Raw genomic sequence first — 15,756 nt, 5'->3', positions numbered from 1 at the left:
GGCAGGAATCGATGAGACGCAGACGCGACGCTAAAATCATAGGCACACTGGGCCCCTCGAGTAACGATCGCGAGACGATCCTGAAATTGTTCGACGCCGGAATCGACGTCTTTCGCCTGAACTTCAGCCATGGCAGCCACGAGGATCACGCCAAGACCCATGGCATCATTCGCAGTGTGGAAGAGGAACGCGGTCGCCCCATCGGCATTCTGGCCGACCTGCAAGGACCCAAATTGCGAGTTGGCAAGTTTGCCAACGGCAAGGAGATGCTGGTACCGGGTGAGCAGTTCGTTCTCGATCAGGACCCGACACCCGGTGATGGCAAGCGTGCACCGCTGCTGCACCCGGAGATCTTCGCCGCCCTGAGTGTCGGCTCCAACCTGCTGGTCAACGACGGCAAGATTCGCCTGAAGGTGCTGGAGTTCACCGAACAGCGTGCGGTTACCGAAGTGCTGGTCGGGGGCGAAATCAGCAGCAACAAGGGGGTCAATGTACCTGACCTGGTTCTGCCCATCTCCCCACTGACTGCCAAGGACCGACGTGATCTGGACTACGCCCTGGAACTGGGAGTGGACTGGGTGGCCATGTCCTTCGTGCAACGCGGAGAGGACATGGCCGAACTGCGCTCCCTGGTCGGCAACAAGGCCGCCATCATGGCCAAGCTGGAGAAGCCCAGCGCCATCGATGACCTGAACAACATCGTGCATCTCAGTGATGCCGTGATGGTTGCCCGCGGCGACCTGGGTGTCGAGATGCCCCAGGAAATCGTGCCAGTGGTACAGAAAAAGATCCTGCGATGCGCCCGTCAGGAAGGCAAGCCGGTCGTGGTCGCCACGCAGATGCTCGAATCCATGATCAATTCACCGGTACCGACCCGCGCGGAAAGCTCCGACGTTGCCACGGCGGTCTACGATGGTGCCGATGCCGTCATGCTCTCGGCGGAAACGGCAGCCGGCAGCTTCCCGATCGAGGCGGCCACGGCCATGAACCGCATCATCATCGAGGTCGAGCGTGATCCCTACTATCGCAAATCGATCAACGCCGCCATGCCGACACCAGGTGATACGGTTGCCGATGCCATCAGCTCCTCGCTGCACCATGTTGCCACCGTCATTCCACTGGCGGCGACCTTCACCTATACCGAATCGGGCTTCTCCAGTTTCCGGGCTGCGCGCGAACGCCCCGAGGCGCCGGTCATCGGCTGCACCCCCAATGTCGAAACTGCACGCCGTCTGGCACTGGTCTGGGGGGTTCATGCGGTTATCTATCAGGTAATGAACAGCATCGAGGACATGGTCTCGCACGCCATCAACATCACGCTTGCGGAAGGGTTCGGCGAGATGGGTGAGATCATTGCCATCACGGCCGGCATGCCCTTCGGCCGAACCGGTACCACCAACATGATGCGATTGACACGCCTCAAGGAGCTGCCGAATACCGATCAGCTTCCATCTCGTGACTGAGCACACATTCCCGGTCGGGGCCGGGAATGAAACCTGCAGGTAACACTCCCATCTGCCATGCGTCAAACAATGTGCCAGCTCCGCTGTGAGCTGGCGCACCGTATCCGAGTCGGCTATGCTCCAGACTCGGCCAATACCAGAAACCCCGAGCGTACTCCCGGTTTGAACAACAGACTTACACAGGCCAGCGCGGCGATCATTCTGATGGCCTGCATGAGCTTCGGTAGCCCACTACTGGCCCAGTCCGGCTCGGCCGACGCATCATCGGCCCCCGTCACAGCGACGATCATCGCGCGTGAAGTCACCGTGGTCGACGGTGACACCCTCGCCGCCATTTCAGCCCGCGAGCTGGGCAAGGCCGGCTATGCCGCACAACTGGCCGAGTTCAACCAACTGGTCGTCGATGCACCACTGACTCCCGGCGACATCATACGCATCCCCATCCTGGTGGCCGGCGAGGCTGAATCCGCGCAGGTGGTTTTCGTCAAGGGAACGGTCATCATCACCCGACCCGGTGCCGCGGCGGCCAGCACAGCCGACACCGGTGACGATGCGGCCGACGCCACCGTGTTCGATCTCGAACGGGACTTCGATGTCTATCCCGGTGACACGATTCTCACCAGCTCCGACGGCTATGTCAGCATCGAATTCTCCTCAGGCTCCGTCATCAATCTGCAACCGGACACGGAAGCCACCCTGTCGTTGCTTGCCTGCCTGCCGGAGAACGACGATTGCATCATCGAGATAACGACCTACAAGGGAAAGATCACGTCGGATGTCAACAAGCGTGACGAGCAGGATGTCGATTTCCGGATCAGCACGCCGTACGCCTCAGCCGCCGTCCGTGGAACGATGTTCGATGTCGAGGCCAGCGAGGTTCTGCGTGTGGGCGTCACCGAAGGCAGTGTCGATCTCAACGCACAGCAACAGAGTGTCGACCTGGAAAGCGGTTTCGGTTCCGTGGTCGAAGAGGGCCAGCCACCGGCAGCACCGGTACCACTGCTGCCCGCACCGGTCTTCAAGCGCGTGCCGACACGCATGGCGCCCGGTGATAACGTCGCCTGGTGGCCATTCACGGATGCCGATGCCTACATTGCCCGCCTGGCCAACGACGAAGCCGGCGTGGAAACCCTGGCCAGTTACGACACCCTCATCGACCAGCTGGAAGTGACGGGGGTGGAGGCAGGTGATTATTATCTGCTGCTGCGCGCAGTCGACGGCAACGGTCTTCGCGGCTTCACTTCCAACACGCGCCTGACCATCGCCGACATCGACAACAGCATCGCTCCTGTCAATACGCTCATCACACGTCAGGGACAGGAATTCCTGGTGGAAGTGCAGAACCCGGCCACCAATGCCATCGGCTACGAAATCCAGATTGCCAGCACGCTGGACTTCGATGACCCCTTGAGCGTGGATGTCAACGCTACCGGAACCGCCGTCTTCCGGGTCGATGATGACCAGGTCTTTTCGCGGGCCAGGGCGCTGCTCGACCCGTACACCGTCTCGGCATTCGGTGATATCAGCGGCAGCGACGACTAGACAACGACGCCACACCACGATCGCCGGGCTGCCCGAACCGGCCAGCCCGGCAAAGAGGTGTCAGACAAACTTGAAATCGATGGCTCGACGGGCTCGGGACAATTGTTCCAGCATGTGTTCACCACCGCGCACGGCCACACCCACGGCCAGGACATCCAGCACCACCATCTGCCCCAGGCGCGACTTGACCGGCGAGAAGATATCGCTGTCTTCATTGACATCGACCGTCAGGGCCACATCGGCACGCTGGGCAAGTGGCGAACGGGTCGCCGTGACCGCAATCACCCGGGCTTGCGCTTCGCGCGCAATATCGACCGTTTTCAGAATGTCACTGCTGCGACCGGAGTGCGAGATGGCAATGACCAGAGCATCCTTGTCCAGCAGAGCCGCCGCTGCGGCCTGAATATGCGGATCGGAATAGGCGATGGCCGGCTTGCCAAGGCGAAAGAACTTGAGCTGGGCATCTTCTGCCACCACTGCCGAACCACCCGAACCGTAGAGCTCCACACGCTTGCAGTTCTCGTACATCTCGATGGCTTCATCCAGCGCCGTCTCGTTGATCTGATTGCGAATCTGGACCAGTGAGGCGATGGCGCCATCGAGCAGCTTGTTGGCCAGCTCCTTGCTCGAATCGCTGGTAGTGACATCCTGATAGAAGAAGGTTCCGCGACGAGCCAGATCCTGCGCCAGCTTGATCTTGAACTGCTGAAAGCCGACGCAATCAAGTGCCCGACAGAAGCGGATGACCGTGGGCTCACTGACCGATGCACGAGTGGCAATGGCCTGGATGGAGGATTGCACACTCTCCTCCGGATCGGCAATCACGACATCTGCCACCTTCTGCTCGGATTTACGCAAGGTATCCCGGGCAGCCTTGATACGCGCCAGCATTCAGTATTGCTCCAAGCCTATGGACTCCAGAAGACCGAGGCTCTGGCAGGTTGCTCGGTCAGCAGACCCAGTACCGGTGCATGCCCTGCCTGCCAGTCCCCGCCTTCACAGGAATCGAGCGCTGCGGCCAGTACATCGCACTTGGCATCACCAGTGATATGCAGAAAACGATTCTCGGCATGCAACAGGCAGGCCCGCGTCAGCGAGATACGGGCCTGTGATACCGAGGGCGGATGCAGGAAAGCCACGACATCCTCATTATCCAGTGCCATTGCCGGCAGCAATTCCTCGGCAGCCGCATCCGGAAACAGGGACGCCGTATGACCGTCTCCCCCCATGCCCAGCATGACGACCGTGAATGGCTGATGCATGGCCGAGATATCGGCTGCGACAACCGGCAAGGCATCACTTTCCGACAAACCCTCACGGTACAGCGGCACAAAGCGGGCCGTCGCGGCCTTGTCCTGCAGCAGCGTTTCCCGCACCAGTGATTCATTGCTGTCCGGATGACCCGGTGGCACCCAGCGCTCATCCGCCAGCGTGACACTCACCCGGGACCAATCCAGATCGACGCCGGACAGATAGCGCAACACCGGTGCCGGCGTACTGCCGCCCGACACGACCAGAGAGGCCTCTCCGTGTTGCTCCAGAGCACTCCGCAGGCACTGCGCCACGGTATTGCCCAGACGCTCTGCCAGCTGTTGTGCATCGGCCGCTTCCTGCCACTGCAGGCCAGCGCCTTCCACTCGTTGTCGTGCCATTTCAATCCTCATGCCAGCGCAACCCGTCCTTGCTGATCAGAGCATTGGCAGCCCCGGGTCCCCAGGTGCCTGCCGTATAGCTCTTCGGTGAATACTGATACTGTTCCCAGGCCTCCTGGATCGGATCTATCCAGGCCCAGGCGGCTGCCACCTCGTCGCGTCGCATGAACAAGGTAGGGTTGCCTCTTATGATATCCAGAAGCAGGCGCTCATAGGCAATCATCTTGCGCTTCTGGAAGACATCATTGAAATCCAGATTCAGATGAACCGGCTGCAACTCGATGTCATCCCCCCAGGCCTTGACGTAGATACGCATGCGAATGCTCTCTTCCGGCTGCAGACGGATGATCAGCTGATTGGGAATGCTGAAACCATCGGCAGTGGGGAATATCGAATGCGGAATCTTCTTGAAATTGATGACGATCTCGGTGGTCTTGCTCTCCAGACGCTTGCCCGTGCGCAGAAAGAACGGGACCCCTGCCCAGCGCCAGGAGGCGATCTCTGCCCGCAGTGCCACGAAGGTCTCGGTCGTGCTGTCGTCGGGAATATCGGCATTGTCCAGATAGCCGGGCACGGGGCCATCCTTGTAGGCTCCAGCCTTGTATTGCCCGCGCACCGAGTTCTCGATGGCGTCGATACCGGTCAGGGGTTTCAACGCCCGCAACACCTTGATCTTCTCATCACGAACCGCATCCGGATCCATGCTGACAGGGGGCTCCATGGCCAGGATGACCAGCAGCTGCAACAGGTGATTCTGTACCATGTCGCGCAGCGCACCGGTCTGGTCATAGAAGGCTCCGCGACTGTCGACTCCCAGGGATTCGGCAATGGTGATCTGCACATCGCTGATGTGTTCGGCGCGCCACAGGGGTTCGAAAAACGCATTACCGAATCGCAAGGCCAGCAGATTCTGTACGGTCTCCTTGCCCAGGTAATGATCGATTCGATAGATCTGTTCTTCACTGAAGACATCCGACAGTCGATCATTGATCTCCTCGGCCGACTTCTCGTCACGCCCCAACGGCTTTTCCAGCGCCACACGACTGTTGGCGGTGATCAGCCCGGCTTCGTGAACCCCATTGGTGATCTGAGTGAACAGACTGGGGGCAACCGACAGATAAAAGACGCGGACGTGATCCTCGCGACCTTTCAGTGCATCCACCAGAGGCTGGTAGGCTGCGACATCGTTGACATCGACGGCATAGTACTGGATTCGCTCCAGAAAGGCCTGCCAGGCCTCTTCCTCGAAATCCTGCTCACTGATGTGCTCGCGCACTTCCACATCGAGCTTGGCCCGAAACTCTGCGGTATCCATCGCTGTACGACCGCTGGCGATGATGCGACCATCATCAGGCAGCTGCTTCTCGCAGTGTCTGAAATAAAGTGCCGGAATAAGCTTGCGGATGGAGAGATCGCCGGTGCCGCCAAACAATATGAAGTCGAATGGCTGCAGGGATTCATTGCTGATTAGATTCATTTTGTAATTTTACTACCAAATGATAGTTAACTGTTTAACTAGGAGTGTTACAAGATATTTCGAATTCTAACCACATTTTGTCATAGCAACATAACTTTCGTGTGACATAATCGTGTAGTTAACCTACAAGCTGGATGGAGAGATCTATGCCCTCGCTCAATACCGCCGTCGACGACGTCACTCAACGCATCATCGAACGCAGCCGGGAGACCCGTGCCGCCTATCTGGCCCGCATCAATGCGCTGGCGGACGCGCCGCCCAACCGCGGCATGATGGGCTGCACCAATCTGGCGCATGCCTTTGCCGCTGCCCCCGAGCGGGACAAGATCGTGCTGCATGCCGAACGGGCCCCCAACCTGGCCATCGTCACCTCCTACAACGACATGCTCTCGGCGCACCAGCCGTATGAGAATGCCCCGGAGAAGATCCGCGAGGCCGCCCGCGCCGTGGGTGCGACCGCCCAGGTAGCCGGCGGCACACCCGCCATGTGCGATGGCGTGACCCAGGGCCAGCTGGGCATGGAGCTGTCGCTCTTCAGTCGCGACGTCATCGCCATGTCGACAGCCATCGCCCTGTCCCACAATGTCTTCGACGCCGGCGTGTTCCTCGGCGTGTGTGACAAGATCGTACCGGGACTGCTGATGGGTGCCCTGTCCTTCGGTCATCTGCCAGCCGTGTTCATCCCCGCCGGCCCGATGACCACCGGCATCCCCAACAAGGAGAAGGCCCGTACCCGACAATTGTTTGCCGAAGGCAAGGCCACCCGTGAAGACCTGCTGGCCTCGGAAAGCGCCTCGTATCACGGCCCCGGCACCTGCACCTTCTACGGTACGGCCAACAGCAACCAGATGATGATGGAAATCATGGGTCTGCACTTGCCGGGTGCCGCTTTCATCAACCCCGGCACCGAACTGCGTTCGGCGCTGACCACGGCTGCAGCCCAACGCGCACTGGCTCTGACGGCACGCGGTAACGAGTTCACGCCGCTGGGTCGCATGATCGACGAGAAGGCCATCGTCAATGCCATCATCGGCCTGCTGGCCACCGGCGGATCAACCAATCACACCCTGCATCTGGTCGCCATCGCCCGTACGGCCGGCATCAGCATCAACTGGGATGATTTCGACACTCTCAGCCATGCCATTCCGCTGCTGACTCATGTCTATCCCAGTGGCCAGGCCGACGTCAATCAGTTCCATGCCGCCGGCGGCATGGCGCTCGTCATCCGGGAGCTGCTCGATGCCGGCCTGCTGCATGATGACGTTCAGACAGTAGCCGGTGCCAGCGGCCTCTACCAGTACACTCAGGAACCCTGGCTCGACAACGGCACACTGGCCTGGCGCGATGGCCTGAAGCAATCGGTCGACGACTCCATCATCAGCACCGCCAAGGCGCCCTTCCAGGCCGACGGGGGTCTGCGACTGATGTCCGGCAATCTGGGTCGCGCCGTCATAAAGACCTCTGCCGTCAAGCAGGAACACCGCATCATCGAAGCACCCGCCGTCGTCTTTCATTCGCAGGACGCCCTTCGGGTAGCCTTCGACAACGGTGAGCTGGAACACGACTTCATCGCCGTCATCGCCTATCAGGGACCACGCGCCAACGGCATGCCCGAACTGCACAAGCTCACCCCCATCCTGGGTGTGTTGCTGGACCGCGGATTCAAGGTGGGTCTGGTCACCGACGGACGCATGTCCGGCGCTTCAGGCAAGGTCCCGGCAGCCATTCACGTCTCCCCCGAGTGCGTGCTGGATGGCCCGCTGGCGAAAGTCAGAACCGGCGACATCATCCGCATGGATGCCGAATCCGGCACATTGCAGGCCCTGGTGGATGAAGCCGAGTGGGATGCACGCGAAGTCAGCGTCCCCGATCTCAGCCGCAAGACCGTCAACATGGGACGCGAATTATTCTCCGCTTTCCGGCATCATGTCTGTAGTGCCGAGCTTGGCGCCGTCAGCCTGTTCGAGGAGTGATCGAGCCGTGCCACAGACCTACCAACGCAACCTTCGCTACAGGAGCCCCACAGCATCATGAAAGTTCGTGAACTCATGCAAGTCGCACCGGTCATTCCGGTTCTCGTCATCGATGACGTCGCCAAGGCCCGCCCTCTGGCAGAAGCACTGGTGGCCGGTGGCCTGCGCGTACTGGAAGTGACCTTGCGCACCCCCGTCGCCCTGGAAGCCATGAAGGCAATGGCTGATGTACCCGGTGCCATTGTCGGAGTGGGCACGGCGCTGGACGGTGATGACCTGAAGCGGGCACAGGATCACGGCGCTACATTCGCCGTGAGCCCGGGTTTCACCATCGAGCTGGGCAAGGCGGCGAACGCCATCAACATGCCGCTGCTGCCGGGCATCATGACACCGGCCGATATCATGCGGGCTCGTGACGGCGGTTTTACCGAGCTGAAATTCTTCCCGGCGTCTCAAGCCGGTGGGCCCCAACTGCTCAAGGCCTTCAGCGGCCCCTTCGGCGAGATCTCCTTCTGCCCCACGGGCGGCGTGACGGCGGATACTGCCAAGGACTATCTGGCATTGCCCAGCGTTCTGTGCGTGGGCGGTTCCTGGGTTGCTCCGGCAGCCATGGTCGAGGCTGGTGACTGGGAAGGGATTACCAAGCTGTCCAGCGCCTGCGAATCACTGCGTTCATGATCGCCGTACAACGCTAGTCGACAGCTCGAACCCTCTGCCTGCTCAGCCTCATCTTCGTTCGAGGCTGAGCAGGCATCAGGGAGAGTTCCTGCACATCATCGATGTCCTGACACGTCATCTGAACCAGACGGCCTTCGACATCACCGCACACCTTGGATCACGATCGGACACGCAGGTACCACCATACCAACGGCACCAGCATGACAAGCTCGATGCCCACGTTGATCCATTGTTTCAACACCGAGCCGTCCAGCATGATTCCGATCAGCCTGGCGACCAGCAAGCCGAAGAGCAGTGCAGAGGCAGTAGCCGCGATGGTGGCCATCCACGGCTGCAAATCGTGATGAAACAGCAGCAGGGTGCCGAACCCGATGATCAGGCCCCACCATATTCGTCTCTCGGTGGCGGCGAATGTATTCTCCGGGACTGCCTGCTTGCTGACCAGCTCAGGGTTCCAGACCAGCACAATGCCGACGATGAGCAGCAGAATGCCGATCACTCTGAGAACAAGGCTGTAATCCATGGTTGAGCTCCGCCGTCTGACATGACCAGGTATGGCCGCTTGCCGGTGTTTGTGGGGACTGTCTTGCAGTGAGAGCATGATAATCCCGCCAAGACCGCGGAGAAAGACTGAATAGTCTTGAATACTTGCCTGATTGTATCGGCCTTTCAGATACGCCCTTCAGCCACGCCCTTCAGCCACGCCCTTCAGCCACGCACTTCAGCCACGCACTTCAGATACGCCCTTCAGCCACGCACTTCAGATACGCCCTTCAGCCACGCACTTCAGATACGCCCTTCAGCCACGCCCTTCAGATACGCACTTCAGATACGCACTTCAGATACGCACTTCGGATACGCACTTCGGATACGCTCTTCAGATGCGCTCTTCAAGCACGCCCTTCAAGCACGCCCTTCAAGCACGCCCTTCAGACAAGCACTTCAACCCGTTATTTCTCCAGCCCCGAACCGGGTGGCCCTGAAACGGGCCACCCCATGAAACAGGGTTCGAGCTGCTCATCAATCGCCGAATCCACATGATGTGCTGACGCAGCGCTGACCGCCCCTCGCCGCCGCTACAGCAGATTCAGCACCAGCACGGCACACATCAGCACGATCACCACGAACATCATGCTTGCCACGCTCCAGCCTCGCGCCAGAGGTGCGCCAGGGCGTGTCAGTCGCTCGATGACACCATAGCCATTGCCCAGCAAACCTAGCGCACCCTGACGGGCACTGGCATTGAGATCCGCCACCCGACGTGCCACCAGCGGTAGACGTGCCGGTATCCACTTGCGGTAGATGACATCCACATCAAGCATGGTCGAAGCTACCGTTCGCGGGTAGAGTCCGATCTTCTTCAGCACCACGAACGCCAGCGCCGCGAAGAGCAAGAGCTGAAACTGCACCAGCACGTGATCAAAGGTGTAGGGATGATAGTCGACGCTGAACGGCAGCAGGCTGTACAGAAGACCCGGAAACACACCGATGATCACGCAAAGAGACGCGGCAATGATCATTGCCAGGCGCATGTGCACAGGCGCCTCTGCCGGTCTCTTGCCACTGTCGCGCGAGAAAAACAAGGTGAAGGGAACCTTGATACTGGTATGCACCACGGTACCCACGGACGCTGCCAGCAGGGCCAGCCACACCAGATAGTTGCCGTTGTAACCGGATGCATCCAGAATCAGCGACTTCGATACAAAGCCACTGAACAGTGGCACCGCCGAGATCGACGCCGCTCCGACCAGGCAACACAGCATGGTCACGGGCATGGTCCGGTACAGGCCACCGAGTCGGGATGCTCTGGAGGTGCCGGTCCGGTAGACGACCGCACCAACACTCATGAACAACAGTCCCTGATACAGCACACTGCAGAAGGCATGTGCGGCCGAACCGCTGATGGACATTTCCGAACCGATACCGACACCCACCACCATGAAGCCCAGCTGGCTGTTCAGACTGTAGGCCAGTACGCGTTGCAGGTCGTCCTCGACCACCGCCAGAATGATCGGAAACAGCGCCATTACGGCGCCGATGTAGATCAGCACCTCGGTACCGGCATATCCACGCGCCAGCGCATAGACGGCCATCTTGGTGGTGAACGCAGACAGTATCACGGTACCTGTGATGGTCGCTGCCGGATAGGCATCGGCCAGCCAGTTGTGCAACAAGGGGAATGCGCACTTGATACCGAAGGAGAGAAAGATCAGGAAGGTACCGGTGCTGACCAGACCGAGGTGTTCGAATGCAATGGAGCCGGTATCGTGATAATGCACCAGCAGGCCTGCCAGCAGTAGCACTCCGGAGAGCACCTGGATGAGCAGATAACGCATGCCTGTCGCGGTTGCTGCCGGCGTACGGCGCGCCCAGATCAGAAAGACCGATGCGACCGCGGTGCCTTCCCACCACAGGAAGAGACTGATCAGATCACCGGCGAACACACCGCCTATGGCGGCGCCGGCATAGGCCAGGGTTGCCACCTGCTGCACCGTGTCCCGCACATGCCAGGCATAGAGCCCTGACAGTAGCGCCGCAATCGAGAAGATGATGCCGAAGATGGTCGAGAGTTTGTCAACGCGCATGAAGGTGAGATCGAAACCCACCACCGACCATACGACATGCTCACCGGCAGGATACGCCAGCATGACCATCAGAGCAAAAACCGGAATGCCGAGCAGCAACAATGCACGCCAGCGCGACGGCAGAAACGGACAGATCAGTGCTGCTATCAGATAGAGAAACGGTGGAGCCATCAGATTCATCATGAGGAGGCTCCCTCGCGTTCGCTACCGCTGTTCCTGCGACCCAGCATCTGTCTGCCCAGGCTGCTCAGGGTATCGTTCGGGCGCTGTACATGGTTCAGTTGCTCGGTGGCGGACTCGGGGTATTCTTCGGCGTCCACACAATCAGGCGCGTAATAGTCGGCGCCACGCTCGGTGAACAGTCGCAGAAAGCGTGAGGCAATGACGAACAGACTGAAGAAAACAAAGCCGATGATGGCGTAGAACCCCCACAGGCCCTCCCCCGGCACCTTGGTATAGCGGGGCCAGACAATATCGATCAGGAACAGCACCACGCAGACATAGCTCAGAATGCGGATGAAGCGATCAACACTCGCCGGATTGTCCGTCCACTGAAAATAGCGGGCCAGCGGTGCCATGGACTCAGGCCCCGTACTGTCTGCACCGGCACCCATTCCCGAATCTGCTTGCTTGTCTGAATTCATCGCCATTGGATCAGTCCGATCAGTTCGGTCAGCGGACGCGGAAAAAGAAACAGCAGGACGCAGCCGGTGGCCGTGAGCGCAATCGCCCACAGACAGGCATACGGCGCTTCCTGCCAGGTTGCCGTTTCACCGGGTTTCAGGTCCGGATCCGGCTTGAGAAAGGCTCGAAGTGGTATGGGCAGCAGGTAGGCAATGTTCAGCAGGGTACTGAGCATCAGCACCGACACCCACAGGATCGTGCCACTGTCCAGCGAGCCACCGGCAATCAGCAACTTGCTCCAGGAACCGCCCGTCGGCGGCAGGCCGATGATACTGATCGCGCCGATGAAGAACGCGCCCATGGTCACGGGCATGCGCCGGCCGATGCCATTCATCTTCGAGATTTCCGACTTGTGCAGCGCCACCATGATGGCCCCGGCGCAGAAGAACAGGGTGATCTTGCCGAAGGCGTGCATGACGATATGCAGCACCCCACCGCTGACCGACATGACCGTGGCCAGCAGGGCTGCCAGCAGGATGTAGGACAGCTGGCTGATCGTCGAATAGGCCAGCCGCGCCTTCAGATTGTCCTTGGTGAACGCCACGATGGAGGCGGCCAGAACCGTGAAGGCAGCAACGGGCAACAACCATTGCGCAGCCCCTGCCACGGTCACGGTGTCGATACCGAATGTGTAGGTGACGATCTTCAGTACGCTGAACACACCGGTCTTGACCACCGCCACCGCATGCAGTAGCGCACTGACCGGCGTCGGTGCCACCATCGCCGCAGGCAGCCAGCGATGAAACGGCATGATACCGGCCTTGGCGATACCAAACAGGAACAGCGCCAACAACACAGCCATGGCCCCTTTGCCGATTCCGGCATCGGCCAGCACCCCACCGGGCACGAAATCCAGTGTGCCGGCAGCTGCTGCCACCCAGATGATGGCAGGCAGCAGAAAACCGATGGAGGTGCCCATCAGCATGCCCAGGTAGATACGCCCTGCCTTGCGCGCACCATCACCACCGGCATGGGTAACCAGCGGATAGGTGGAGATGGTGATGACCTCGTAGGCCACGAACAGGGTCAGCAGATTGTCCGCGTAAGCCGCGCCCATGACCGCTGCCAGCGCGATGGCAAAGCAGACATAGAAACGCGTCTGATTGATTTCGTGATGACCACGCATGTAACCGATACTGTAGACGGTGGTAACCACCCACAGGAAGCTGGCCAGCAGCCCGAACACGACGCCCATCGGTTCGGCCGAGAGTTTCAGTGAAAAATCCGCCAGCAGCGCCAGTTCGCCGCTTTGCACCGGCACACCGGCGACTACATCACTGTAGATGCCGTTGTTGATCAGCAGCAGTATCAGACCGGCGATGATGATCGAGCCTTCGCGCAGGTTCTTGCGCCTTTCACCGAAGAACAGGATGAATGGAATGACCGCCAGCGGCGGAACCAGAGTCCAGAGCGGGTTCATCGCATACCACCAAGCAGGTAAGTGGCAGCTTGACCGGCCACCTCGAGTGTGGCACTGCCGTTGATACCGAAATACAGGCTCACCCCGATCAGCACGTACAAGGGAACGAGCATGCTCAGCGGTGCTTCACACATGCCACTGGACTCGGGCCCGGTTTCGCGTGAACGGCGAAAGACCATGATCTCGATGACCCGTCCCACATAGATGATGGCCATCAGCGAGCTCAATAGCACCAATGCTGCAATGGCCCACCAGCCCTTCTCCAGCGACGCCTCGATAAGGGTGAACTTGCTGACGAAACCGACCGTCAGCGGCACCCCGATCAGGCCCATGCCGGAGATGATGAAAGCCACACAGGTAAACGGCATGCGTTTGAGCAGATTGTCCAGCGAGGGGGTATGGACATGACCGACGCGATACAGGATGCAACCCACGGCCATGAACAGACAGGCCTTGACCATGCCGTGATTGACCACGTGCACGATACCGGCCGTCAGACCGGACTGGGTGGCGAGACTGAAACCTGCCACGATGTATCCCACCTGCGCCACACTCGAGTAGGCGAGCATGCGCCGCAGATCGTTCTGGAATATGGACACCAGCGACATCAGAACAAAGCCTGCGACAGCCGCCGGCAACAACACACCGTTGAGCAGGTGCTGCCCGAAGCTGTAATCCTTGCCGAAGACACTGAAGAAGAAACGCAGCAACACATACAGGGATACCTTGGTCGCTGTTCCCGCCAGAAACGCGGTCACGGCAATCGGGGCAAAGGTATAGGCATTCGGCAACCAGGCGTGCAGCGGAAAGACTGCCGACTTGATCAGCACACCCATGGTGAGGAAACTGAAGGCAACCAGCACCGCGCGCTGCGATTCGCTCTCCGGAATGCGCACAGCCAGATCGCTCATGTTCAACGTACCGGTTGCGGCATACAGAAAGCCGATACCCAGCAGGATGAACGAGGCGCCGACACTGCCAAGCACCAGATACCGGAAACTGGCTGTCAGCGCCCGTCGATCCTGTCCGAAGGAAATCAGCGTGTACATGGACAGCGAGCTGATTTCCAGGAACACGAAGACATTGAAGGCGTCTCCGGTAATCACGATTCCCAGCAGACCGGTCACACACATCAGCCAGGCGGTATAGAACAGATAGTGCTTCTCGGCCGGTACCGACTTGGCAACACTGCGATAGGCATACAGCAGCACCACGGCGCTGATACCGGATACCAGCACCAGCACGGCGGCATTCATCGCATCGATGTAGTACTCGATGCCACTCGGAGCGGCCCAGCCACCCACGGCATAGCGAATGACGCCATCGGCCAGTACTTTTTCCAGCAACACCAGGGACACCAGGAAGGCGATGGTGTTGGCTGCCATGGCGCAGACCCAGGACCACCTGGGATTGCGAATCATCACGCAGATCGGCGCGGCAACCAGGGTTACCATGATCTGCAAGGCGGGAAACTGATCGATCATCAGGCGTCAGGCTCCGCAGCTTCGATGGATTTCAGTTCGTCTTCCTCAATGGTTCCGTAGCTTTCGTAGATACGCACGATCAGCGCCAGGGCGACCGCACTGGTTGCCACCCCCACGACGATCGCGGTCAGGATCAGTACATGAGGCAGTGGATTGGAATACACATAGTCCGCATCTTCCACCAGAATCGGTGCGGTACCGCCCTCGATCTTGCTCATCGTGATGTACAGGTAGAAGATCGATGTCTGGAACAGGCTCAAGCCGATGATCTTCTTCACCAGGTTGTAGCGCGCGATCATGATGTACAGGCCCGCCATCATCAGCACGATGACAACCCAGTAGCTGTAGAGTCCGATTAACTGACTCATCGTTTGCTGGCAAATCCGTAGAAGAGCGTGATCATCACGCCGGTCACGGTAATACCCACGCCCAGTTCCACCGCGAAGATTCCCCAGTGCTGTCCGTGCGTCGCTTCATGAGCCAGCACACTGTAGTTGAGCAGTTCCCCGCCGAACAGCATGGTCACCAATCCGGTCCCGGCATACAGAAGTACGCCCGAGGCCATCATGAAACGCAGCACCGTCGGTGAGAGCACATCCCGCGTGCGCTTGAGACCGAAGATCAGCCCGTGCAGGATGAAGGCACTGGCGAAGATGACACCGGCCTGGAAGCCACCACCGGGACCGTAGTCTCCGTGGAACTGCACATAGAGACCGAACATGAGCACGAAGGGTATGACCAGCTTGGTCACCACCTGCAGCACACGATGGCGTTGACGTGGATAGAGTTTCACAAGCA

At 59.6% G+C, this 15,756-nt stretch carries 14 protein-coding genes; 4 read left to right on the top strand and 10 right to left on the bottom strand.

Annotated elements, in window-relative coordinates:
• Positions 1–11 precede the first annotated feature (11 nt).
• A complete protein-coding gene (gene pyk / locus ACUNV4_RS08845; RefSeq protein ID WP_430878149.1) occupies positions 12–1,463 on the top strand; it encodes a pyruvate kinase in 1,452 nt (483 codons plus the stop codon).
• A gap of 162 nt (positions 1,464–1,625) precedes the next feature.
• Positions 1,626–3,005 (top strand): FecR family protein, encoded by a 1,380-nt coding sequence (locus tag ACUNV4_RS08840; RefSeq protein WP_430878148.1) that lies wholly within the window; start codon positions 1,626–1,628, stop codon positions 3,003–3,005.
• A gap of 60 nt (positions 3,006–3,065) precedes the next feature.
• Here ACUNV4_RS08840 and ACUNV4_RS08835 read toward each other — a convergent pair whose 3' ends face one another.
• Genes ACUNV4_RS08835 through zwf form a run of 3 tightly spaced genes read right to left on the bottom strand, consistent with a single transcriptional unit; the run spans position 3,066 to position 6,134 of the window.
• Positions 3,066–3,896 (bottom strand): MurR/RpiR family transcriptional regulator, encoded by an 831-nt coding sequence (locus ACUNV4_RS08835; protein ID WP_430878147.1) that lies wholly within the window; start codon positions 3,894–3,896, stop codon positions 3,066–3,068.
• Between the two features lie 17 nt (positions 3,897–3,913).
• The gene (gene pgl, locus ACUNV4_RS08830) at positions 3,914–4,657 is read right to left on the bottom strand and encodes a 6-phosphogluconolactonase (protein ID WP_430878146.1); all 744 of its coding nucleotides are present in this window, start codon (positions 4,655–4,657) and stop codon (positions 3,914–3,916) included.
• A 1-nt stretch (position 4,658) separates the two neighbouring features.
• On the bottom strand, positions 4,659–6,134 hold the full coding sequence (gene zwf / locus ACUNV4_RS08825) for a glucose-6-phosphate dehydrogenase (RefSeq protein ID WP_430878145.1): 1,476 nt from the start codon (positions 6,132–6,134) through the stop codon (positions 4,659–4,661).
• A gap of 146 nt (positions 6,135–6,280) precedes the next feature.
• Between zwf and edd the strand changes: the two genes are divergently transcribed.
• Both edd and eda read left to right on the top strand, forming a co-directional pair.
• Positions 6,281–8,107, top strand: coding sequence for a phosphogluconate dehydratase (edd, locus tag ACUNV4_RS08820; RefSeq protein ID WP_430878144.1), 1,827 nt, complete (start codon positions 6,281–6,283; stop codon positions 8,105–8,107).
• Between the two features lie 57 nt (positions 8,108–8,164).
• Positions 8,165–8,785, top strand: coding sequence for a bifunctional 4-hydroxy-2-oxoglutarate aldolase/2-dehydro-3-deoxy-phosphogluconate aldolase (gene eda / locus ACUNV4_RS08815; protein ID WP_430878143.1), 621 nt, complete (start codon positions 8,165–8,167; stop codon positions 8,783–8,785).
• A gap of 157 nt (positions 8,786–8,942) precedes the next feature.
• Here the strand turns inward: eda and ACUNV4_RS08810 are convergent, their stop codons facing one another.
• The 7 genes from ACUNV4_RS08810 to ACUNV4_RS08780 form a co-directional block, all read right to left on the bottom strand.
• On the bottom strand, positions 8,943–9,308 hold the full coding sequence (locus tag ACUNV4_RS08810) for a DUF4345 family protein (RefSeq protein WP_430878142.1): 366 nt from the start codon (positions 9,306–9,308) through the stop codon (positions 8,943–8,945).
• Positions 9,309–9,861: 553 nt separating this feature from the next.
• On the bottom strand, positions 9,862–11,553 hold the full coding sequence (locus ACUNV4_RS08805) for a Na(+)/H(+) antiporter subunit D (protein ID WP_430878141.1): 1,692 nt from the start codon (positions 11,551–11,553) through the stop codon (positions 9,862–9,864).
• A complete protein-coding gene (locus tag ACUNV4_RS08800; RefSeq protein WP_430878140.1) occupies positions 11,550–12,020 on the bottom strand; it encodes a hypothetical protein in 471 nt (156 codons plus the stop codon). Before ACUNV4_RS08800 ends, ACUNV4_RS08805 begins: the two co-directional genes overlap by 4 nt.
• Positions 12,011–13,474: a proton-conducting transporter transmembrane domain-containing protein gene (locus ACUNV4_RS08795; protein WP_430878139.1), complete on the bottom strand. Its 1,464-nt coding sequence runs from the start codon at positions 13,472–13,474 to the stop codon at positions 12,011–12,013. The genes ACUNV4_RS08800 and ACUNV4_RS08795 overlap by 10 nt, the downstream gene beginning before the upstream one ends.
• Positions 13,471–14,958, bottom strand: coding sequence for a monovalent cation/H+ antiporter subunit D family protein (locus tag ACUNV4_RS08790; RefSeq protein ID WP_430878138.1), 1,488 nt, complete (start codon positions 14,956–14,958; stop codon positions 13,471–13,473). Before ACUNV4_RS08790 ends, ACUNV4_RS08795 begins: the two co-directional genes overlap by 4 nt.
• A complete protein-coding gene (locus ACUNV4_RS08785; protein ID WP_430878137.1) occupies positions 14,958–15,326 on the bottom strand; it encodes a cation:proton antiporter subunit C in 369 nt (122 codons plus the stop codon). The genes ACUNV4_RS08790 and ACUNV4_RS08785 overlap by 1 nt, the downstream gene beginning before the upstream one ends.
• Positions 15,323–15,751, bottom strand: coding sequence for a Na(+)/H(+) antiporter subunit B (locus ACUNV4_RS08780; RefSeq protein ID WP_430878136.1), 429 nt, complete (start codon positions 15,749–15,751; stop codon positions 15,323–15,325). Before ACUNV4_RS08780 ends, ACUNV4_RS08785 begins: the two co-directional genes overlap by 4 nt.
• Positions 15,752–15,756 lie beyond the last annotated feature (5 nt).

This window comes from Granulosicoccus sp. 3-233 (assembly GCF_052681095.1).
This window is presented reverse-complemented; position numbering and strand designations above follow the sequence as displayed.